Below are 22,269 nucleotides of genomic sequence, written 5' to 3'. Positions count from 1 at the left end.
TGATGTCTGAACCCGCACCCTCGCCCGGCCCGCAGCGCCCGCCGCTGCCGACCGGACTGCGGCGCACCGCCGCCCGGCTGCCCGTCCATATGTTCCGCGCGGGCCTCGGACCGTTGTTCCGGGGCCGCCTGCTGCTCCTCGTCCACACCGGGCGCACCACGGGTCTCTCCCGGCGGACGGTCATCGAGGTCGTCGAGTCCACGACCGCGGACGGCCGGCGGAGCTGGACGGTCGCCTCCGGCTTCGGCCCCGGTGCCGACTGGTACCGCAATCTGCTCCGTACGCCGCACGCCACCGTGCAGGCCGGGCGCAGGTTCCACGCCGTGACGGCGCACGCCCTGCCGGTCGCGCAGGGCGGCGAGGTGATGATGCGGTACGCGCCCCGCCACCCCCGGACCGCCCGACGGCTCGCCGCGTTCATGGGGTTCACGGTCGACGGCAGCACACAGGACTACCGGCGGGTCGGCGAGTCGATCCCGTTCGTCCAGCTGGTGGAGAGCGCCGGGCCCGGCCGCTGAGCCCGCGCGGCCGGGTGCGTCAGACCCGTGCCGCCTCGGGTTCCTCCACCAGGTGGGGACGCGGTGCGCCCCGGCGGTAGAGGATCACCGTGACCAGCAGCCCGACGGCGAAGAAGCCCGCCGACCACCAGTACGCCGTGGAGTAGCTCTCCAGCTGGGCCTGGGCGACCGCGTCCGGGGTGGGTTTGCGGCCCACCAGGTAGTCGGCGGCGGCGCTGGTGGCCAGGGTGTTGAGCAGCGCCGTACCGATGGAGCCGCCGACCTGCTGGCTCGTGTTGACCATCGCGGAGGCCACCCCGGCATCCCTCGCCCCCACTCCGGCGGTCGCCAGGTTCATCGCCGTGGCGAAGATCATGCCGAGGCCCAGGCCCAGACAGATCAGCGGGGGCAGCACATGGGCGAGGTAACTGCTGCTCAGGTCCAGGGTGGTCAGCCACGCCATGGCAGCCGCCGAGATGCCCATGCCGAGGGGCACGATCGGCTTGGCCCCGAACCGTGGCACCAGTGTGTTGGTCGTCGTCACGGACGTCACGATCATGACGGCGACCATGGGCAGGAAGGCCGCGCCCGTGGAGACCGGCGAGTACAGCAGGCTCTTCTGGAGGTAGTAGGTGAGGAACAGGAACACGCCGAACATGCCTGCGCCGGAGATGAACATCGCGAGGAACGACGCCGCACGGTCCCGGTCCAGCACCACGCGCATCGGCAGCAGCGGATGCACGGCCCTGGTCTGCCACCACGCGAACGCGGACACGAGCACCGCCCCGGCCAGCAGGAACCCCCAGGTCTGGGGTGAACTCCAGGGATTCGTCTCGGCCTTGGAGAAGCCGAACACGATACAGAAGAGCCCGGCGGAGACCAGCAGGGTCCCCGGGATGTCGAGCTTCGGCCGGTTCGCGGGCGCGCCCGCGGTGAGCAGGCGCGAGCCGCCGATGAAGGCGAGGGCCGCGAACAGCAGGTTCACGTACAGGCACCAGCGCCAGTCCAGGTACTCGGTGAGGACCCCGCCGAGCAGCAGCCCCACCGCACCGCCCGCACCCGCGATGGCGCCGTAGATCCCGAAGGCCTTCGCCCGCTCCTTGGGCACGGTGAACGTCGTGGTGAGGAGCGAGAGCGCGGCCGGGGCGAGGAGTGCGCCGAACACGCCCTGCAGGGCGCGGGCCAGCACCAGGACCTCGAAGCTCGGGGCGGCGCCGCCGATGGCCGAGGCGACGGCGAAGCCGACCAGCCCGGTCAGGAACACCACCCGGCGGCCGACCAGGTCGGCGATGCGTCCGCCGAGCAGCAGCAGCGAGCCGAAGGCGAGGGCGTAGGCCGTCACGATCCACTGACGGTTTCCGTCGCTGAAGCCGAGGTCCTGCTGGGCGGAGGGCAACGCGATGTTCACGATCGTCGCGTCGAGGACCACCATCAGCTGGGCCAGCCCGATCACGCCCAACACCCACCACCGGTGGGAGGGCCCGCGCTCCCGGGCGGGTGCCGCCCCGGATGCCGGCGCGGTGGTCACGCGCCCCCGCTGTCCGTCCTTGTCCTGTCCGTCCCTGTCCGGTTCCCCCGGCTGACGTGCATGACGGGCCATGGTGCGGTTCTCCCTCGCGGCACCGGAATCCCCCGACTGATCACGCTAGGCGGAGGTCGGCGTCCCCGCATGCGGGGAGCCCCGTCGACGGGCAACGCTTCCGGAACCCGGCAGCGGGGAGCGCGGCCGGGCGGCCTCCGGGGGCTCTGACCTCCCCGGCCGGCCGGTCTCCGGGCTCAGACCTCCTTGGCCGGCCGGTCTCCGGGCTCAGACCTCCTTGGCCGGCCGGTCTCCGGGCTCAGACCTCCTTGGCCGGCCAGTCTCCGGGCTCAAACCTCCTTGGCCGGCCAGTCCAGCAGCCGGGCCCCGATCACCGCGGTCTGCAGGGTGTAGCGGTGCATCGGGTCGGACGGGTCGGAGCCGGTGAGCTGATGGATCCGCTCCAGCCGGTACGTGAGCGCCCGGACGCTCAGCGCCAGCCGCCGGGCCGTCTCGGCCGCGACACAGCCCGCGTCGAAGTACACGGAGAGCGTCTTCAGGAGCGGTTCCGCACCGCCCCTCGCCTGCTGGAGCGGGCCGAGCTCGCTGCGCACCAGATCGGCCATCGCCTGCCGGTCACGGGTCAGCACGGGGTAGACGAGCAGATCCGCCGCGTACAGCACGGGGTCGTCCAGACCCATCCTGTCGGCCAGGTCGAGCGCGTCCAGCGCCTCGTCGTACGACTGGACCACACCGCCGGGCCCCCGGTGGGGACGGCCGACGGCCACCCGGCCGCCGTCCGTCGCCGCGTGCGCCTGCTTGGCGAAGTACCGCAGGACATCGGGCTGGTTGCCGGGCGCGATGCAGATCAGCCGGCCGTCCTTCGTCGTGAGGAGGATCTTGCGGCCGCTGAACCGGGCCAGCAGCGCCGACTCCACCTGCCGCGGCGCGGCATCGGTCTCGGTGTACGCCTCCGGGCCCGACGCCGCAGCGACGGCATGGGCGCGGGAGAGCCGCAGCCCGAACCGGGTGGCGCGCTCGGCGAGCCGGCCCAGGTCGCTGCGTCCGTACAGAAGGTCGTCGATGAACTCCCGGCGGGCGGCCTCCTCCCGCCGGATGGTGAGGCGCTGGGCCCGCTCGAAACCCTCGGCGAACGCGTCGACCGACTGCTCCACCGCGGCCAGCACACTCTCGGTGGACGCGGCGGTGACGGCCGCCGTCGCTCCGGGGACGGCGGCCGGCCAGGTGGTGCGGGTCTCGGCCAGATGCATGCGGACCAGCGCCCGCAGCTGGTGTCCGGCCTCGGCGGCCTGCCTGCCGAGGGCGCGGCGGGTGTCGAGCTCCTCCCGGGTGAGCCGACGGCCGGAGACGGCTACTTCGCCCAGGATCCGGGCGTAGCCCTCCAGAAAACTGTCGGAAATCACCGGTTCCACCACGCCCCCGCCTCCACTTCTGATGCGTCACTGATATTTACACAACGCATACGCGCGCATGCCGGTGCCCGGCATCGAGCGCGGAGAAAGATTGCCGGAATCCGGCAGTGCGGCCGACCGGCCGTGAATGACACGATCCTGTCAGCACCAGCCGGGGGACCACGGGGGAAACTCGGGGGTGCAGGGGGACGGGGGAAGACCCGGATGTCGCGGTGCCGTTGGGGCGGCGCCGCGGCTCCTGGGTCAGCGCCGGACCCCGCGACACGCGCTGGCGAAACCGCCGGTGCAGCGGGCAGGGGGTGTACCGATGCAGGAGTTTCTGACCGCGGCGCTGTCCTTCCCGGCCATGCTCTTCTCCGCGGCGCTGGTCGTCGTCATCGCCTTCTGGCTGCTCGTCCTGGCCGGCGCGGCGGACCACCACACCTTCGACGCGGACCTGGACACCGACCTCGCCGGGATCGGCGGCGTGCCCGTCACCGTCTCGGTCTCCATGATGGTGGCCGTCGGCTGGTTCACCGCCCTGACCGGTTCGGTCCTGCTGCACCGCAGCGACGCCACCGGAACCGTCCGGGCCGCGCTCGCCGCCGGCATCCTCGCCGTCGCGCTGCTGGCCGCCTGGGCCGTGGTGCGGCTGCTGGTGCGCCACTTCCGCCGCTTCTTCGCCGACGAGCCTCCTCCATCGCGCCAGGACTTCGTGGGCCGGGTCTGCACGATCCGTACCGGCTCGGTCGGCACGGACTTCGGCCAGGCCGAGGTCGCCGCCGCAGACGGATCCACGGCCATCGTCCAGGTACGTCAGCTGACACCGGCCGACACCGCGTTCACCGCGTTCACGGCGTTCACGGCGGGGAGTTCGGGGCTGCTGTACGCGTACGACGAGGCGGGCGAGTTCTTCTGGGTCTCGCCGTACGACCGTGCGCTCGACCCGGGACCGCCACCGGCCCCGGAACGTCCGCACCGGCGCACACCGCCCGGCCGCCGCACCGCCTGATCCGGGCGCCCGCCCGAACCCGCACCGACCGCCTCGCCGTGCCGCCCCGTGCGGCCCGGCCGGTGCGCCGCGCGCACCCACGCGTCATCTCTCCCTTTCCGTTTCCGTACCACCAGCCGCCAAGGACTGTCATGGAAGCCATCTCCTTGGGCCTCGGCCTGCTCATCGCCGTGGTCCTGCTCATCGCGATCGCCCTGCTGATGATCGTCAGCCGGCTCTTCCGCAAGGTGGAACAGGGCAAGGCCCTGATCATCTCCAAGACCAAGAAGGTCGACGTCACCTTCACCGGTGCCGTCGTCCTGCCGGTGCTGCACCAGGCCGAGTACATGGACATCTCGGTGAAGACCATCGAGATCCGGCGCACCGGGCGCGAGGGCCTGATCTGCCAGGACAACATCCGCGCCGACATCCACATCAACTTCTTCGTCCGGGTCAACAAGACCGTCGAGGACGTCATCAAGGTCGCCCAGGCCATCGGTACCGAGCGGGCCAGCGACAAGGTGGCGATCCAGGAGTTCTTCGCCGCGAAGTTCTCCGAGGCGCTCAAGACCGTCGGCAAGCAGCTGGACTTCGTCGACCTGTACACCAAGCGCGAGGAGTTCCGGGACCGCATCATCCGGGTCATCGGCACCGACCTCAACGGCTACCACCTCGACGACGCGGCGATCGACTTCCTTGAGCAGACGCCGATGGCGCAGCTCGACGGCGCCAACATCCTCGACGCGCAGGGCATCCGCAAGATCACGGAGCTGACCGCGATCGAGCACGTACGGACGAACGAGTTCCAGCGCACCGAGCAGAAGGAGATCACCCGGCAGGACGTGGACGCCCGGGAGACCATCCTGGAGCTGGAGCGCCGGCAGGCCGAGGCCGAGATCAAGCAGCGCCGCGAGGTGGAGACGCTGCGCGCCCGCGAGGAGGCGGCCACCGCCCGGGTCCAGGAGGAGGAACGCCTGGGCGCCCAGACCGCGTTCATCCGGACCGAGGAGCAGCTCGGCATCCAGCGGGAGAACCAGGCACGGGAGATCGCGGTCGCGCAGAAGAACCGCGAACGGGTCATCGCCGTGGAGAACGAGCGCATCGAGAAGGACCGCCTGATCGAGGTCATCGGGCGCGAGCGGCAGACCGAACTCAACCGCATCGCCGCGACGAAGGAGGTCGAGGCGGAGCGCCGCGAGGTCGCCGACGTGATCCGCGAGCGCATCGCGGTGGACCGTACGGTGGCCGAGCAGGAGGAGTCCATCAAGACCCTGCGCACCGTCGAGGAGTCCGAGCGCACCCGGAAGTCCGTCATCATCGCCGCCGAGGCGGAGGCCCAGGAGAAGCTGGTCAAGGACATCAAGGCGGCTGAGGCCGCGGAGGCCGCGGCCACCCACCGGGCAGCGGAGCAGCTGACCCTGGCCGAGGCCCGGCTGAAGACCGCGGACCTGGACGCACGGGCGAAGCTGCGGCTGGCCGAGGGGGTCCAGGCGGAGTCGGCGGCGCCGGGACTCGCGGATGTGCAGGTACGGGACGCGGCGGCCGAGGTCATCGAGAAGACCGGCCTGGCCGAGGCCGAGGCGACGTCCGCCCGGCTCAGGGCCGAGGCGGAGGGCTCCCGGCTCAAGGCGCTCGCGGCGGCGGAGGGCACCCAGGCCCAGGCGACGGCCGACGCGGCGATGATCGGCGAGAAGCTGAAGGCCGAGGCGGCGGGGCTCACGGACAAGGCGGCCGCGATGGCGGCGCTGGACGACGCGTCGCGCGGGCACGAGGAGTACCGGCTGCGGCTGGCCGCGGAGAAGGAGATCCGGCTCGCGGGCCTGGAGGTCCAGCGCCAGGTCGCCGAGGCGCAGGCGACGGTGCTGGCGACGGGCCTGGAGAACGCCGACATCGACATCGTCGGCGGGGAGTCGGTCTTCTTCGACCGGCTGGTCTCGTCCATCTCGATGGGCAAGAGCCTCGACGGATTCGTCGAGAACTCGGAGACGGCGAAGGCGCTGGGCGGGGCGTGGCTGAACGGCACGTCGTCGTTCACGGACGATGTGACGCGGGTGCTGGGTTCGGTGTCGTCGGGTGACGTGCAGAACCTGACGGTGTCGGCGCTGCTGATGCGGATGATGGCTGCGCCGGGGGGTGTGGGTGCGGGTGCGGACCAGGTCCGCGAGCTCCTGGACCACGCGAGGTCCCTGGGCCTGGCGGATGTACCGGTCGGCACGGTACCGAACCCGTCCCCGGGCCCGGCCCCTGCCCCGGCCCGGAACGGTACGCCGGTGGGGTAGCCGGGGCCCCTTTGTCCTCAATCGCCGGACGGGCTGGAGGTGGCCGGACCTGTCCACTCGAAGCCCCTCGCAGCACCGTCCGTCCTCAAACGCCGGACGGGCTGGAGGTGGCCGGACCAGCCCACTCGAAGCCCCCCGAAGCACCGTCCGTCCTCAAACGCCGGACGGGCTGGAGGTGGCCGTGCTCCTGGGAGGTGGCCGGGCTCCCCGGGAGGTGGCCGCCCCCTCGGGAAGGGGCCGGCCGGGATCGCTCGCCGCGGGTGCAAGACAACAGCGGGCAATCCAAGCCCGTCCGGCGATTGAGGACGGACCGTCCGAACAGCGACCCGCACGCCACTCGGGCCGGGCCCACTTCAAGCCCGTCCGGCGTTTGAGGACGGACCGTCCGAACAGCGACCCGCACGCCACTCGGGCCGGGCCCACACCAAGCCCGTCCGGCGATTGAGGACAGACGGTCCGAACAGCGACCCGCACGCCACTCGGGCCCGGCCCACTTCAAGCCCGTCCGGCGATTGAGGACGGACCGTCCGAACAGCGACCCGCGCCCCACTCGGGCCCGGCCCACACCAAGCCCGTCCGGCGATTGAGGACAGCCGGCGCGCACAACAACCCGCGGCCGCCCGCAGGCCACGGATTCACCCGCACCGTAAGGAGCCGTACCGCATGGACACCGCCACCCCGCCGCCCCCGGACGGCCCCGCGGACGGGGCCTACGACGTGCTGCGGCGGCGGCTCCGCGCCCAGGCCGCCGAGCTCGCCCACCGCGCCGAAACGCTCAACGCACGCCGGACCGAGGAGTTCGGCTCCACCGGACTGCGGCTGCTCGGCAGCGAGCAGATCCGGACGGCGCAGCCGTCCACCCCCCGCGACCTCGTCGCGATCGGCGGACAGCTCCTGTTCGGCTTCGAGCGGGGCGCGGGCCGGACCGACGACCCCGCCGTCGCCGACGTACTCGCCCTGTACGGCGCAGACCTCAGCAACGGCACCCACCCGCTCCTCGCCGACGAGGACTTCGTACGCGAGTTCCGCGGCCTGCACCGCTACTACCGCGACGCCCGGCTGCTCCGCCTGCGCCGTACCGACGGCCGGCTCCTCGCCGTCTTCCGTACCGGCGACACCGCCGAGGACATCCGCGTCCTGCGCTGGGCGCTCGACGCCGACGGCTCACCCGGCGCCTTCCTCGACGCCCGCGGCGAGCGCGACCACGTGTTCCCACCGTCGCACGACTTCACCTGGACCCTCGCGGGCCGCGAGGCGCACATCGCCGGGCGCCACCCGCACATCGCCGTCGGCACAGGCGGCAGAAGCGGCACCGGGGACCGGGACCCGGACCGCGCCCCGCTCTTCGTCTCCACGCTCGGCGGACACCTCACGCTCAAGACCGTCGACGACACGGAGACCCCCGACGGGATCTACCGGGAGCCGGTCACCGAACCCCTCCAGTCGCTCGCCGACGCCGAGGTCGAGTACGCGCAGACCGGCCCGCTCGTACTGCTGCGCATCCGTCCGTACAAGGAGGAGGCCTGGCGCCATCTCGTCTTCAACCGGCTTCTCGGCACCGTGCAGCGGCTGGACGGGATCGGTCCGGCCTGTCACCGGCTCCCCGAGGACCAGGGAATCATCTTCCCCGGCGGCTACTACCTGACCGCCGGCACCGCCAAGACCTTCGACATCGCCCGGCCGCTCACCGACCCCGTCTTCGAGGGGGCCGTCCGCTCCCCCAACGGCGAGGACGTCCTGTACGCGTTCCGTTCGCGGGAGGACGGGCGCGGCCTGCTGCTCCCGTACAACGTGATCCGGCAAGAGGTCGCCACCCCGCTCCAGGGCCGCGGCCACGCGCTGCTCGACGACGGCACGCTCGTGCTTCTGCGCGACCCGGTGGAGGGCCGGGACAGCGGTGCGGCCCGGGTTCATCCGGTGCAGCGCTGGCAGACGCCGTACGTCTCCGACACCTACGCCGCCTCCCGCCCCGTCGGGACGGGCCCGCTCGCCCGGGTCGGCAACGCCGATCTCGTGCGCGGCATCTCCGACTGCCTCGCGCTCGCGCACAGCGCCGACGGGACCACCCCCACCGCTGCCGGGTACGCGCAGCTGGTGGCCGACTGCTCCCGCGCCACCGACCGGTACCACTGGCTGGAGGAGGGCGAACTCGGCGCCCTCGGCGCGCCGTTGGCGGCGCTCCGTGACACCGCACAGCAGGTGCTCGCCGAGTTCGACGCCGTGCAGGAGCAGACCCGACGGGCCGCCGACGCACTCGCCGAAACGGCGGACCGGATCACCGGCCTCGTCCGCCGGGTCCGCGGCGAGGCCCCCCGGTCGGCCGCCGAATGGGTCGACCGGCTGACCGAACTACGGGCCGCCCACGGCCACTTGGCATCGCTGGAAGAGATGCGGTACGCGGACACCGGGCGGATCGCCGAACTCGCCGCCGCCACGGCCGACGACATCAGCGCCGCGGGCCGGCGTGCGGTCGCGTTCCTGTCCGGGGACGACGCGTTCGCCGGATATCACGAGGATGTCGCCCGGCTCACCGAGGAGGCCGCGGGCCTCGCCACCGTCACCGACGCCTCCGCGCTCGGCGAGCGGCTGGCGGGGATGACGGACGGGCTGAGCACGGTGACGGACGTCGTCGCCGGGCTCGACATCGGTGACGGCGTGGTCCGCACCTCGATCCTGGAGCGGATCGCGGAGGTGCTCGGCGGGGTGAACCGGGCCCGCGCCACGCTCGACGCCCGCCGCCGCACGCTGCTCGACCAGGAGGGCCGGGCGGAGTTCACCGCCGAGTTCGCGCTGCTGGGACAGGCCGTCACGGGCGCGCTGGCCGCCGCGGACACCCCGGACTCCTGCGACGACCAGCTCGCACGGCTGCTGCTGCAACTGGAGAACCTGGAGGCCCGGTTCGCCGAGTTCGACGACTTCCTGGCCGAGCTGGGCGAGCGGCGGACGGAGGTGTACGAGGCGTTCTCGGCCCGCCGGCAGACCCTTCAGGACGCCCTCGCCCGCCGTACGGAACGCCTCGCGGCCTCCGCCGTCCGTGTGCTGGAGACCGTCGCGCGCCGCAGCTCCGCGCTGCCCGACGCGGACGCCGTGCACACCTACTTCGCCTCCGACCCGATGGTCGCCAAGGTCCGCCGCACGGCCGGCGAACTGCGGGCACTCGGTGACGCGGTGCGGGCCGAGGAGCTGGACGGGCACCTGCTCGCCGCCCGCCAGGAGGCGGGGCGGGCGCTGCGCGACCGCAGCGAGCTGTACGCGGACGGCGGGGCGACGATCCGGCTGGGCCGGCACCGCTTCGCGGTGAACACCCAGCCGTTCGAGCTGACGCTGGTGCCCCAGGGGGACGGGCTCGCCTTCGCCGTCACCGGAACCGACTACCGCGCCCCGGTCACCGACCCGGACTTCCGGTCCACCCGCCCGTACTGGGACCAGCTGCTGCCCTCCGAGTCCCCGTCCGTCTACCGGGGCGAGCACCTGGCCGCCCGGCTCCTGTCCGAGCAGGGCGCGGACCCGCTGAGGTCCCTGGAATCGGATGAACTGGCCGCACTCGTAAGGGAATCGGCTGCCACCGCGTACGACGAGGGGTACCAGCGCGGCGTCCACGACGAGGACGCCACGGCGATCCTGGCCGCCCTGCTGCGGTTGCACTCAGCCGCGGGACTGCTGCGCTTCCCGCCCGCCGTGCGGGCCGCCGCCCAGCTCTTCTGGGCGTACGGGACGGACGACGCCCGCCGGACGTCCTGGACGCGCCGGGCGCGTTCGCTGGCGCGCGCCCGCGAGACGTTCGGCCTCACCCCGGCCGTCGCCGCCCTTCAGGCGGAGTGGGCCGCGGCCGTCCCGGGGGACGGCGCCCCCACCGTGGCCGCCTACCTCTTCGAGGAGCTGACGAGCGGCCCGGACGGCTTCGTCACCGCCGCATCCGTCCGCACCTTCCTGGACAAGTTCCGCCACACGACCGGCACTTCGGCGTACGACGAGGATCTGGCCGCTCTCGCGGACGATCTGCCGGCCCGCCGCCAGCTCGTCGAGGGCTGGCTCACCTCGTACGCCGGGGCGAGCGGGACAAACCTGGACGCGGGCGATCTCGCGGAGGCCGTCGCCGTCGAGCTGTGCCCCGAGCCGGTCCTGGCACGCTACGAGGGCGACGCGCCCCTCACCACGACCGTGGACGGCCTCCTGGGCGTCCACCCGCGCATCGAGCGGGGCCGGCTGACCGTACGGATCGATGAACTGCTTTCCCGTACCGAGGAGTTCCGTACCACCGTCGTCCCCGGCTTCCGCACCTACCAGCACCGGCGCACCGCCCTGGTCGCCGCCGAGCGCACCCGGCTGCGACTGGACGACCACCGGCCCCGGGTCATGTCCGCCTTCGTCCGCAACCGGCTGCTCGACGAGGTGTACCTGCCGCTGATCGGCGACAGCCTCGCCAAGCAGCTCGGCACCGCGGACGCCGACCGGCGTACCGATGCGCAGGGCCTGCTGCTGCTCGTGTCGCCGCCCGGCTACGGCAAGACGACGCTCATGGAGTACGTCGCCGACCGGCTCGGGCTGGTCCTCGTCAAGGTCAGCGGGCCGAACCTCGGCCACGACGTGACCTCGCTGGACCCCGCGCAGGCACGCAGCGCCACCGCGCGCCAGGAGATCGAGAAGATCAACTTCGCGCTGGAGGCGGGCAACAACACCCTGCTCCACATCGACGACATCCAGCACACCTCACCGGAACTGCTCCAGAAGTTCATCCCGCTCTGCGACGCCACCCGCAGGATCGAGGGCGTGCGGGACGGCGGACCGCGCAGCTACGACCTGCGGGGCAAGCGGTTCGCGGTGTGCATGACGGGCAACCCGTACACCGAGTCCGGGGAGCGGTTCCAGGTTCCCGACATGCTGGCCAACCGGGCCGACGTCTGGAACCTGGGCGAGGTGCTGAGCGGGCGCGAGGACGTCTTCGCGCTGAGCTTCGTCGAGAACGCGCTGACCGCGAACCCGGTCCTGGCCCCGCTCGCCGGCCGGTCCCGCGAGGACCTCGCCCTGCTCCTGCGGCTCGCCTCCGGCACCGACGCCACCGCCCGCGCGGACCGGCTCCAACACCCCTACGCACCGGCCGAGGTGGACCGCATCACCGCCGTGCTCCGCCATCTGCTGCACGCCCGGGACACCGTCCTCGCGGTCAACGCCGCCTACATCGCCTCGGCCGCGCAGACGGACGCGACGCGCACCGAGCCGCCGTTCCGCCTGCAGGGCTCGTACCGCAACATGAACCGCATCGCCGAGCGCATCGTGCCCGTGATGAACGACGCCGAACTGTCCGCCGTCATCGACGACCACTACGCGGGCGAGGCCCAGACGCTCACCACCGGCGCCGAAGCCGCCCTGCTGAAACTCGCCGCCCTGCGCGGCACCCTGACCCCGTCCCAGGCCGAGCGCTGGTCGGCCGTCACCGCCTCGTACGTACGCACCCAGGCGCTCGGCGGACCCGACGGCGATCCGCTGACCCGTGCGGTGGCCGCACTCGGCCTGCTCGCGGACCGGATCGCGGCCGTCGAATCGGCGATCAGCCGGGCGGCCGACCCCCGCCACCCGCTCACCCGGCCGCCGTCCGGCGGACACGCCGGAACACGGGCAGAGCCACACTCCGGGACACACGAAGACCGCTGACCGTACCGATCACGAGAAGGGGGCAAGGCATGCTGGGACATGTGCCTCCACTTCCCCAGCAGCCCCAACGCTCCCCGTTCTCCGGACACATGGTCGTCTGCGGCGACGACGCCCTCGCCCAGCGGCTCGCCGTGGAGCTGCGCTACGTCTACGGGGAGCGCGTCACCCTGGTCCTGCCGCCGGAGCCCGGCACGGCCGGACCCGAGCTTCCGCTGACGGGGCGCGGCCGGGCGGCCGCCCTGTTCGGCCGGATGTCGTCGGCGATGAACCGCAACGGCGGTCCCGGGATCGGCAACGGCGGGACCGGCGGCAGGGACGGCGACACCAACGCCGGCGTGGAGGCGGTACGCATCCTCCAGGCGTCGGAACCCTCCGACGAGGCCTTCGAGGAGGCCGGCGTCGACACGGCATCCGCCCTGGCCCTCGTCTACGACGACGACGAGCGCAACATCCGTGCCGCGCTGACCGCCCGCCGGCTCAACCCCCGTGTCCGGCTGGTGATCAGGCTCTACAACCGCAAGCTCGGCCAGCATCTGGAGGCCCTGCTCGACCAGGCTGCCGCCGTCGCATCGCCGGGGCTGGACCACGCCGCCCTGGACGCCTCCACCACGGTCCTCTCCGATGCCGACACCGCCGCTCCCGCCCTCGCGGCGACCGCCCTCGCCGGGTCGAGCAAGGTGATCCAGGCGGAGGGCCTGCTCCTGCGCGCGGCCGAACGCACCCCGCCCAGGGACGGCCAGGTCGCCGACCCCGGGCTGTGCACACTGGCCCTGCTCTCCTCCACCACCCATAACCCGGCCGGCGCCGAGGGCTCCGACAGCAGCGGCGACGAAGGCCCCCGGCTCCTGCCCGACCAGGCACAGGTGGCCGCGGCCGCCGGGCGCGGAACCATCGTCCTGGAGGCCGTCAGCCAATCGGGCCCCGCCGGCAGGGAACGCCGGATGGGCGGCCGGGGCGCACCACTGAGCCAGGTCTTCTCGCGCCGGCTGCGCTGGGCCGCGCTGGGCGTCGGCCTGGCCGTCCTGGGCCTGGCCGTGGCGTCCTCCTTCACCACCGGGGACGACCCGCTGCACGCCACCTATCTGACCCTGCTCGACCTGTTGGCGATGGGCGACCCGGCGATCGGCGACCCGACCGCTCGCCAGATCATCCAACTCCTCACCGGAATCGCCGGGTTGATGCTGCTGCCCCTGTTCGTCGCCGGAGTGCTGGAGGCCTTCGGCTCGCTCCGCACGGCCTCCTCGCTGCGCCGCCCGCCGCGCGGCCTGTCCGGGCACGTGGTACTGCTCGGGCTCGGCAAGATCGGTACGCGCGTCCTCGTCCAGCTCCGCGAACTCGGCGTCCCCGTGGTGTGCGTGGAGGACGATCCGGACGCCCGCGGCATCCCGGTGGCCCGGCGGCTGCACGTACCGGTGGTCATCGGTGACGTCACGCAGGAGGGCGTCCTGGAGGCCGCGAAGATCCGGCGCTCCCGCGCGCTGCTCGCCCTGACCAGCGTCGACACCACGAATCTGGAGGCCGCGCTGCACGCCCGCTCGGTCAAGCCGGATCTGCGGGTGACGCTGCGGCTGTTCGACGACGAGTTCGCGACCGCCGTCTACCGCACCCTGCGCACGGCTCATCCGCAGGCGCTGACCCGCTCCCGGTCGGTCTCGCATCTGGCGGCGCCCTCGTTCGCCGTCGCCATGATGGGCCGGCAGATCCTCGGGGCGGTGCCGGTCGAGCGGAAGGTGATGCTGTTCGCCGCGGTCGAGGTGGCCGGGCACCCGCAGCTGGAGGGCCGGACGGTGGAGCAGGCGTTCCGGGCCGGGGCCTGGCGGGTCCTCGCCCTGGACACGGCCCCGCCCGCCGACCGCCGGCCGGACCTGGCCACGCCGGGAACGGGCGGCGGCACCGAGCACCGGCCGGGCGGACTGGTCTGGAACCTGCACCCGGGTTACGTCCTTCAGTCCACCGACCGGGTGGTGATCGCGGCGACCCGCCGCGGTCTGGCGGAACTCCTGCGCAGGCGGACGTCGTTGACCCAGCGGTGAGCATCGCGGCGCTGGTCCTGGACCTGGTGGCCCGCGGCGGGCGGCCGTCGGAGCACGCGCTCTAGACCAGACCCCCCATCGCCTCCCGGACCTCCGTCAGCGTCGCGTCGGCGATGGCGTTCGCGCGTTCGTTGCCGGCCCGCAGCACGGACCGCACGTACCCCATGTCCCGTACGAATTCCGCCCGTCGGGCCCGCATCGGCGCCATCCGCGCGTTGACCGCGTCGGTCACGGTCCGCTTCAGCGCGGCCGCGCCCCCGCCCCCGATCTCCTCGGCCACATCATGCGGGTCGCGGTCGAGGCAGAGCGCGGCAAGCAGCACCAGACCGGACACCCCGGGCCGCCCCTCGGGGTCGTACGTGATGTGCCGCTCGGTGTCCGTCTTCGCCCCCTTGATCAGCCGGGCGGTCGTGTCCTCGTCGGCGCTCAGCGCAACGGAGTTGGCGCGGCTCTTGCTCATCTTGGTGCCGTCGGTGCCGAGCAGCAGGGGCGCATCGGAGAGCAGCGCCTCGGGTTCCGGGAAGAGCGGCCCGTAGCGCTCGTTGAACCGCCGGGCGACGGTCCGGGTCACTTCGAGATGAGGCACCTGGTCCTGGCCGACCGGCACCAGATTGCCCTTGCAGAACAGGATGTCGGCCGCCTGGTGGACCGGGTAGGTGAACATCAGGCCGCTGACGGCCGCCTGCCGGGAGTGCGCGATCTCGTCCTTGACCGTGGGGTTGCGGCCCAGTTCGGCGACGGAGACCAGGCTGAGGAAGGGCAGCAGCAGCTGGTTGAGCGCGGGTACGGCGCTGTGGTTGAAGATCACCGAACGTTCCGGGTCGATGCCGACGGCCAGATAGTCCAGCAGCAGCCCCTCCATGGTCGCGGCGAGCCGCTCGGCGACGTCCCGGTCGGTCAGCACCTGGTAATCGGGAATGATGATGAACGTCTCCACCCCGAGGTCCTGGAGCCGCACCCGGTTGTGGAGCGTGCCGAAGTAGTGCCCGAGGTGCAGCGCCCCGGTGGGCCGGTCACCGGACAGGACCCGGAAGGCGGCGGGGTCCGCCTGGATCCGCTCGTCGAGTGTGGCGGCGGGGGCGGGGTAGGTCGTGGTCATGGCTGGTCTCTCCTCGCGATGGTGTGTGCGTGGAGGACGGCCCCCGCCGGGCTCGGAGCCCGTACCGGAAGAGGGCAGAGAAAAAGGGCCGTCCGTAACGAACGGCCCTGGTCCCGCGCTGAAGAGGTGGCCGCTCCTAGGAGGAGCGCCACCAGTTGCGGCACGGTACGGAGGTCATGGGTCGAGGGTAACCGAGCACGGGGGCGCGGGCACGGGATTGCCGCTACGCGGTGTACGGGTTGGTGATGGTGTGCGGCCGGCGCGCTGTGGCCAGCACCCGCTCCGGGAACTTCGGCCCGGCAACGTAGTGGCGCCCTTTCGTCCGGCCGACGGCCGTCAGCAACTGCGCCTTGGTCAGTGACTGCAGATCCCGTGTGGCCTGCTGCGTGTTGATCGCTTCGGCCCTCTCGTAGCGGCTGCGCCGTACGCGACCGGCCATGGCCACCTCGTGCAACGCGGTGACCTGGCGCTCGGTAACCCCGTGTGCCCCGGTCTCCTCCAGCAACTGCACCCAGCAGTCGTTGGAACGGTCGACGCGGCGTTGCACCCGCTGAGTCTGCTGGTGGTAGGCGAGGAGGTTGAATCTGATCCAGGGCAGAGTGTCACGCTCCGGCGACCAGACGGGACCGCCGACCTCTCGCAGCACCTTGTAGTAGTCCCAGGTGTTGCCCGGCATGCCCAGCCATTCCTCGATCGAGGAGAACTCGGGTGCCAGGACGCCGCCCCGGGCGATCAGCAGTGTCTGGAGCGAGCGGGACATGCGGCCGTTGCCGTCCGACCACGGGTGGACCTTCACCAGGTTCAGATGGGCCATGGCGGCGCGGAGCAGGACGTGACTGCCCTGGTCGCCTTCGTTGAGCCAGTCCACGAGCTCGCTCATGAGCCCGGGAAGCCGCTCCTGGTCCGGGCCCTCGTAGTCCGTCGCGAGCTCGTCACCCGGCGCGGTGATGCGGATGGCGTTGCGACGCCACTGCCCGGCGAGCCTGCGGGGATGGTGGTGGCCCTGGAGCATCCAGTGAAGGCTGTTGAGAAGCTCCTTGCTGTACCGGAAGTCGGTCACATCGTGCAGTGACTGGATGTACGTCATGGCCTGCTGGTAGGCCAGCGTCTCCGCCTTGTTCTCGTCACTGGCATCGACCTCGCGCTCGCCGTCCATCAGGTCGGCGACGTCCACTACATCGACGCTGTAGCCCTCGATCGTGTTCGATGCCGCGATCGCGCTGGCCGTCAGGGCCTTACGCAGATCCAGGGACCATTTGGCCGGCGCCTGCAGCACAGCATGCCGCAGCTGCTCGCGCAGGTCGTCGATCTCCTCCAGGACATGAAGGTCGGCCGATTCCAGGGAGGGCATCGCATACAGCATGACGTAATGATACCCACTCCCTATCAACACGCCCGCCCGCCGACTCGACCCCGCCAGGAGCCGGACCACCCACCGGCAGGCCAGGCGGCTCCCCTACTTCTTCGCGTGCTCGCCCACGCAGAAGAGAATCCAGTTGACATGCTCCCCCTCCTGAAGGGAGGGGGATTCCTACGGCTCGCGCCGTGGGGTTTTCTGCTTCGTCACCGACTGCCTGCCCGGAGAACTCCGTTGAGGTCTTACACCAGCTCCACAGACTGTCACCGAGAGCCCCTCGGCCAGCACGTTCTTTGCGGCGTTCACGTCACGGTCGTGAGTGACACCACACGTACACGTCCAGGTACGGACGTTCAACGGCAACCTGCTCTGCAAGGTGCCGCAGTTCGAGCACAGCCTGGAGGAGGGAAACCAGCGATCGACAGCGACCAGGTCCCTTCCGTACCAGGCGCACTTGTACTCCAGCATGCCGCGCATCGTGGTCCAGGCAGCGTCCGAGACGGCGCGGGCCAGACAATGGTTCTTGACCATGTTGCGTACGGTCAGATCCTCGATCACGATCGTTTGGTTTTCACGAACGAGACGAGTGGTCAGCTTGTGCAGGTGATCCCGCCTGCGGTCGGCAATGCGGGCATGGACCTTCGCGACCTTCCGGCGGGCCTTCGCCCGGTTCGCCCCGTCACCCCTGGCCTTCTTCGCCAGCACCCGCTGCGCCCTGGCGAGACGGACACGGTCCTTGCGTTCATGCCGGGGGTTGGTGACCTTCTCTCCAGTGGAAAGCGTCACCAGGCTGGTGATCCCGGCATCGATCCCGACCGCGTTTGTGGTATCGGGCATCGGCGCGGGGATGTCGTCGCACAGCATCGACACGAACCAGCGCCCGGCCGCGTCCTGCGACACGGTCACGGTGGAGGGCGTCGCACCTTCAGGAAGAGGACGCGACCAGACGATGTCCAGCGGTTCACGCATCTTGGCGAGGGTGAGCTTGCCGTCCCGGAAGCGGAAACCGCTGGTGGTGTACTCAGCGGACCGGCGGGACTTCTTCTTCGACTTGAAGGCCGGGTACTTGGCCCGCTTCTGCCAGAAGTTCCCGAAAGCGCCCTGCAGGTGGCGCAGCGTCTGCTGCAACGGCACAGACGAAACCTCGGACAGGTAGGCCAGTTCCTCGGTCTTCTTCCACGAGGTGAGCATCGCGGAGGTGGTGTTGTAGTTGACCCGCTCCTGACGGAGCGTCCACGCCTCGGACCGTGCCGCGAGCGCCAGGTTGTAGACCTTCCGCACACATCCGAAGGTGCGCGACAGCTCCGCTGCCTGCGCATCCGTCGGGTAGAAGCGGTACTTGAATGCCCGCTTCACGTGCTTCGTGGCCACGCTCACAAACTAGCGGTGCCGCAACTTAAGATCAAACCTGCGGTCACGGCACCGGGATCCGCCCTGACGGAGGATCCCAGCTCGTAGCCCTGCTCCGCAGGGGCTGCGCTTCCTCCCCGAGCTGAAGCACGGGGTATCCACACAGGAGGAAAAGATGACCGGGGCGAACAGGTGCGTGGCGAAGACGTAGACGAAGACGCGCAGCGCGACGCCGCGCTCCTTCCAGCTCTCGCTCCCGCCCCCGCGCTCCGGGTCGTCCGCGTGCTCCGGCAGCGGCCCGCCGCCGTTCCCCGTTCCGGTCCCACTCACGTCCGCCTCCATCCGCCCGGGGCTCGGGCGGCCTCCGTACCGGTTCAGCGTACGCATCGGCCGGCACGGCATTTCCAACAAATGGGATGAAGTGCATAAATAACCCGACTGGGTTCTACTGAGTTGTCATGAGCGACCTTCCGTTCCAGGACACGACCGATTTCGAGAACGCCGACCGCGGCTTCGTCGCCGCGCTCCAGCCCGCTGTGGTGAAGAGCGACGACGGCCGCGTCGTCTGGGACAACGACGCGTACGCGTTCCTGGACGGCGACTGCCCGGACACCGCGCACCCCAGCCTCTGGCGGCAGGCCCAACTCTGTTCCCGTCAAGGGCTGTACGAGGTGGCCGAGGGCATCTACCAGGTGCGCGGGCTCGATCTGTCGAACATGACGCTGGTGGAGGGGGACACCGGTGTGATCGTCATCGATCCGCTGCTGTCCGCCGAGACCGCCGCCGCGGCACTCGCCCTGTACCGGCGCGAACGCGGGGACCGCCGCGTCACCGGGCTGATCTACACGCACTCGCACGCCGACCACTTCGGCGGCTCGCGCGGGGTGCTGGCCGAGGGCGAGGAGGACGGGGTGCCGATCCTGGCGCCCGTCGGGTTCCTGGAGCACGCGGTCAGCGAGAACGTGTACGCCGGAAACGCCATGACCCGGCGTGCGGTGTACATGTACGGCGACCGGATCGACAAGGCGCCGGACGGGCAGCTCGGCGCCGGGCTCGGCATGACCACCTCCACCGGGACGATCACGCTGATCCCGCCGACCGTGGACATCACCCGTACGGGCCAGGAGGAGACGGTCGACGGCGTACGGATCGTCTTCCAGATCACGCCCGGCACCGAGGCCCCGGCCGAGATGAACTTCCTCTTCCCGGACCGCCGCGCGCTGTGCCTGGCCGAGAACGCCACCCACAACATGCACAACATCCTGACGCTGCGCGGCGCGGTCGTCCGCGACTCGCGGATCTGGTCGCACTACCTGGACGAGGCGATCGAGCTCTTCGGCGACACGATGGACGTCGCCTTCGCCTCGCACCACTGGCCTACCTGGGGCGCCGAGAACGTGGTGGAGTTCCTGGCCGTCCAGCGCGATCTCTACGCCTACATGCACGACCAGACGCTGCGGCTGCTCAACGCCGGTCTGACGGGTCCCGAGATCGCGGAGGAGATCAAGCTGCCGCCCGCGCTGGAGAACTCCTGGCACGCACGCGGTTACTACGGCTCGCTCAGCCACAACGTGAAGGCGATCTACCAGCGCTACCTCGGCTGGTTCGACGGCAACCCGGCCCACCTCTGGGAGCACCCGCCGGTCGCGGCGGCGACCCGGTACGTGGAGTGCATGGGCGGCGCCGACGAGGTGGTCGGCAAGGCCGCGAAGTACGCGGAACAGGGCGATCTGCGGTTCGCGGCGACGCTCCTGAACCACGTGGTCTTCGCCGACGCCTCCGACCGGCAGGCCCGCTCCGATCTGGCGGCCGTCTACCGCAGGCTCGGGCACGGCTCGGAGAACGGCACCTGGCGCAACTTCTACCTGATGGGCGCGATGGAGCTGGAGAACGGCCCGGACACCAACCTCCTGGACCCCGCCAACCCCGAGGTGGCGATGGCCCTCACCGTCGAGCAGCTCGTCGACTCGATCGCCGTCCGGGTCGACGGGCCGCGCGCCTGGGACAAGGACCTGGTCATCGACCTGGACCTGACCGACGAGCGCAGCCGCCACCGCCTCACCCTGCACAACGGGGCCCTGACCCGGCGCGCCACCACGGACGCCTCCCCGCCCCGGACCCCGGCCGGCCTCACCCTCACGCTGACCAAGCCGCAGCTGCTCGGCGTGTTCGCCGGGCGCGGGCTCGACGGCGTCGGCACGAAGGGCGATCCGCAGGTGCTCGCCACGCTGTTCTCGCTGCTGGCCGAGGCCGACACCTCGTTCCCGATCGTCACCCCGTAGGCACCGCCTTGCGCGTCAAGAAGCCGAAGCTGGGCCGGCCGACACCTTCCGATGTGTCGGCCGGTCTGGTGACCGGTCTCTTCTCCCTCCCCGAGGGCATGGCCTACGCGTCGATCGGCGGCTTCAATCCGGTCACGGGCATCTACGCGGGCGTCGTCCCCACCATCCTGGGATCGTTCTTCGCCCGTACGGTCCTGATGGTCACGACCCTCACCTCCGCCATCGCCCTGACCTCGCAGAGCGTGCTGTCCGGGGCGCATCTGGACCCCCAGGACGCGGGGAACATCGCCACGGTCGCCGTGCTCGCCGGGCTGATCATGGTGGTGCTCGGTCTGCTGAAGCTCGGCGCGGTGATGAGTTTCGTCTCCAACGCCGTGATGACCGGGTTCTCGACCGGGATCGCCCTCCAGATCATCACCGGCTCGTTCGACGATGCCACCGGATACAAACCCGACGGCCACAACCGCCTCGCCCAGCTGGTGAGCTGGGTGGTCCACATCGGCGACTGGAAGCTCGCGACCGCCCTGACCGCGCTCACCACGGTCGCCGTGTGGGCACTCGTCCGGCTGGTCAAGCGGCTGGAACCGGTGTCGATCCTGGTCGCCCTGGTCGCCGTCAGCCTGGGTGTCGGGCTGCTGGGCGTCGACGTGGAGCTGGCCCGGGACATCGCACACATCCCGGCGGCGCTGCCGCACTTCACCGCCCCGGACCTGACCGCCGTCGGTTCACTGCTGCCCGGCGCCTTCGCCGTCGCGATGGTCGCGCTGGCCCAGGCGGCGTCGATCGGCCCGACCGTCCGCAACCCCGACGGCTCCAAGTCCTCCGTCGACGGCGACTTCGTCGCCCAGGGGATCGGCAACATCGGCGGCGGGCTGTTCGGCGCGCTGCCGGCCGGCGGTTCCATGTCCCGGACCGGGATCGCCGTCAGCGCGGGCGCGCGCACCCGGTGGACGGGCATCTTCGCCGGGTTGTGGCTGGGGCTGCTGATCCTGACGCTCGGCTCGCTGGCCGAGCAGATCCCGATGCCGGTCATCGGCGGACTGATCATCGTGATCGGCTGCGAGCTGATCTGGGGGCGCCGCAAGGACATCCTGCTGGTGCTGCGCACGTCCTGGCTGTCCGCCGCCGCGATGCTCGTCACCTTCGTCGCCACCACCCAGCTGCCCCTCCAGCAGGCCATCGTGATCGGGGCGCTGCTCTCGCTGCTGCTGTACTGCGTCCAGGCGGCCCGGCAGAGCGGACTGCGCGGGCTCGAACGCGGCGCCGACCCCGGGAGCTGGCGGTTCACCGAGCCGCCGGAGCGGATCGGGCCCGGCGAGGTGGCCGTCCTCTTCTATGCCGGAACCAGTCTGTTCGCCGAGGCGCCCCGGATCGACGCCCAGTGGCCCGACGTCTCGCAGGCGCGCGGCTCGGCCCTGGTGCTGGCGCTGCGCACCACACCCGAGGTCCCCTCCTCCGCGGTGGTCAAGCTGCTCAGCCGGTACGCGGCGGAGCTGGACGCGCACGGCGGCCGGCTCTATCTGGCCGGGGTCCAGCCGAGGCTGCTGGCGGTGCTGCACCGCACCGGTCTCACCGCGGAGCTCGGCGGCGACCGGGTGGTGCCCGCCCGCGAGGAGGTCTTCGGGGCCCAGCACGAGGCGATCGACCGGGCCACGCGGTGGGTGGAGGAGCAGCGCGGGAAGGGTGCGGCGGCGAAGGAATAGGGAGACGGGGTGCTCCGTTGTAGGGTGTGTTCAGTTAGTTCAATGTTCAACCACCTGCGATATCTGAAGCAGCACCTGAAGCGATCACCTGGAGG

At 71.4% G+C, this 22,269-nt stretch carries 12 protein-coding genes and 1 pseudogene; 7 read left to right on the top strand and 6 right to left on the bottom strand.

The features are described 5' to 3' along the window. Positions 1-2 precede the first annotated feature (2 nt). Positions 3-518, top strand: a complete 516-nt coding sequence (locus tag OG912_RS17855) for a nitroreductase family deazaflavin-dependent oxidoreductase (protein WP_327710220.1) — start codon at positions 3-5, stop codon at positions 516-518. Positions 519-537: 19 nt separating this feature from the next. Here the strand turns inward: OG912_RS17855 and OG912_RS17850 are convergent, their stop codons facing one another. Together OG912_RS17850 and OG912_RS17845 are read right to left on the bottom strand one after the other, a co-directional pair. After that, on the bottom strand, positions 538-1,929 hold the full coding sequence (locus tag OG912_RS17850) for an MFS transporter (protein ID WP_443061095.1): 1,392 nt from the start codon (positions 1,927-1,929) through the stop codon (positions 538-540). Positions 1,930-2,366: 437 nt separating this feature from the next. Then, positions 2,367-3,452 carry a PucR family transcriptional regulator gene (locus OG912_RS17845; protein WP_327710216.1) on the bottom strand — a complete coding sequence of 362 codons (1,086 nt, stop codon included), beginning with the start codon at positions 3,450-3,452 and terminating at the stop codon, positions 2,367-2,369. Between the two features lie 304 nt (positions 3,453-3,756). Here OG912_RS17845 and OG912_RS17840 point away from each other — a divergent pair, with 304 nt between their 5' ends. The 4 genes from OG912_RS17840 (at position 3,757) to OG912_RS17825 (ending at position 14,383) form a co-directional block, all read left to right on the top strand. Further along, positions 3,757-4,440, top strand: a complete 684-nt coding sequence (locus OG912_RS17840; protein WP_327710215.1) for a hypothetical protein — start codon at positions 3,757-3,759, stop codon at positions 4,438-4,440. 131 nt (positions 4,441-4,571) lie between these two features. After that, the gene (locus OG912_RS17835; protein WP_327710213.1) at positions 4,572-6,698 is read left to right on the top strand and encodes a flotillin family protein; all 2,127 of its coding nucleotides are present in this window, start codon (positions 4,572-4,574) and stop codon (positions 6,696-6,698) included. A 663-nt stretch (positions 6,699-7,361) separates the two neighbouring features. After that, positions 7,362-12,350 (top strand): DNA repair ATPase, encoded by a 4,989-nt coding sequence (locus tag OG912_RS17830; RefSeq protein WP_327710212.1) that lies wholly within the window; start codon positions 7,362-7,364, stop codon positions 12,348-12,350. Between the two features lie 29 nt (positions 12,351-12,379). Continuing rightward, the gene (locus OG912_RS17825) at positions 12,380-14,383 is read left to right on the top strand and encodes a potassium channel family protein (protein WP_327710211.1); all 2,004 of its coding nucleotides are present in this window, start codon (positions 12,380-12,382) and stop codon (positions 14,381-14,383) included. Positions 14,384-14,444: 61 nt separating this feature from the next. Here OG912_RS17825 and trpS read toward each other — a convergent pair whose 3' ends face one another. From trpS to OG912_RS17805, 4 genes and pseudogenes are all read right to left on the bottom strand, one after another. Further along, positions 14,445-15,482, bottom strand: coding sequence for a tryptophan--tRNA ligase (gene trpS, locus OG912_RS17820; RefSeq protein WP_327710210.1), 1,038 nt, complete (start codon positions 15,480-15,482; stop codon positions 14,445-14,447). A gap of 223 nt (positions 15,483-15,705) precedes the next feature. Beyond that, positions 15,706-16,845, bottom strand: coding sequence for a Fic family protein (locus OG912_RS17815; RefSeq protein ID WP_327710209.1), 1,140 nt, complete (start codon positions 16,843-16,845; stop codon positions 15,706-15,708). 168 nt (positions 16,846-17,013) lie between these two features. Further along, positions 17,014-18,216, bottom strand: coding sequence for an RNA-guided endonuclease InsQ/TnpB family protein (locus tag OG912_RS17810; RefSeq protein WP_327710208.1), 1,203 nt, complete (start codon positions 18,214-18,216; stop codon positions 17,014-17,016). A gap of 144 nt (positions 18,217-18,360) precedes the next feature. Continuing rightward, positions 18,361-18,483 (bottom strand): annotated as a pseudogene (locus OG912_RS17805) (DUF6126 family protein); the annotation flags it as partial. A gap of 164 nt (positions 18,484-18,647) precedes the next feature. Between OG912_RS17805 and OG912_RS17800 the strand changes: the two are divergent. Next, positions 18,648-20,471 (top strand): alkyl/aryl-sulfatase, encoded by a 1,824-nt coding sequence (locus OG912_RS17800; protein ID WP_327710207.1) that lies wholly within the window; start codon positions 18,648-18,650, stop codon positions 20,469-20,471. Between the two features lie 8 nt (positions 20,472-20,479). Further along, complete coding sequence (locus tag OG912_RS17795; protein ID WP_327710206.1) at positions 20,480-22,174, top strand: SulP family inorganic anion transporter; 1,695 nt, start codon at positions 20,480-20,482, stop codon at positions 22,172-22,174. Positions 22,175-22,269: the final 95 nt, after the last annotated feature.

Origin of the sequence: Streptomyces sp. NBC_00464 (assembly GCF_036013915.1) — a bacterium.
In the GTDB taxonomy this organism is placed as follows: Bacteria; Actinomycetota; Actinomycetes; order Streptomycetales; family Streptomycetaceae; genus Streptomyces.
Note: the sequence above shows the minus strand (reverse complement) of the source record. Positions and strands in the feature narration are given on the sequence as shown.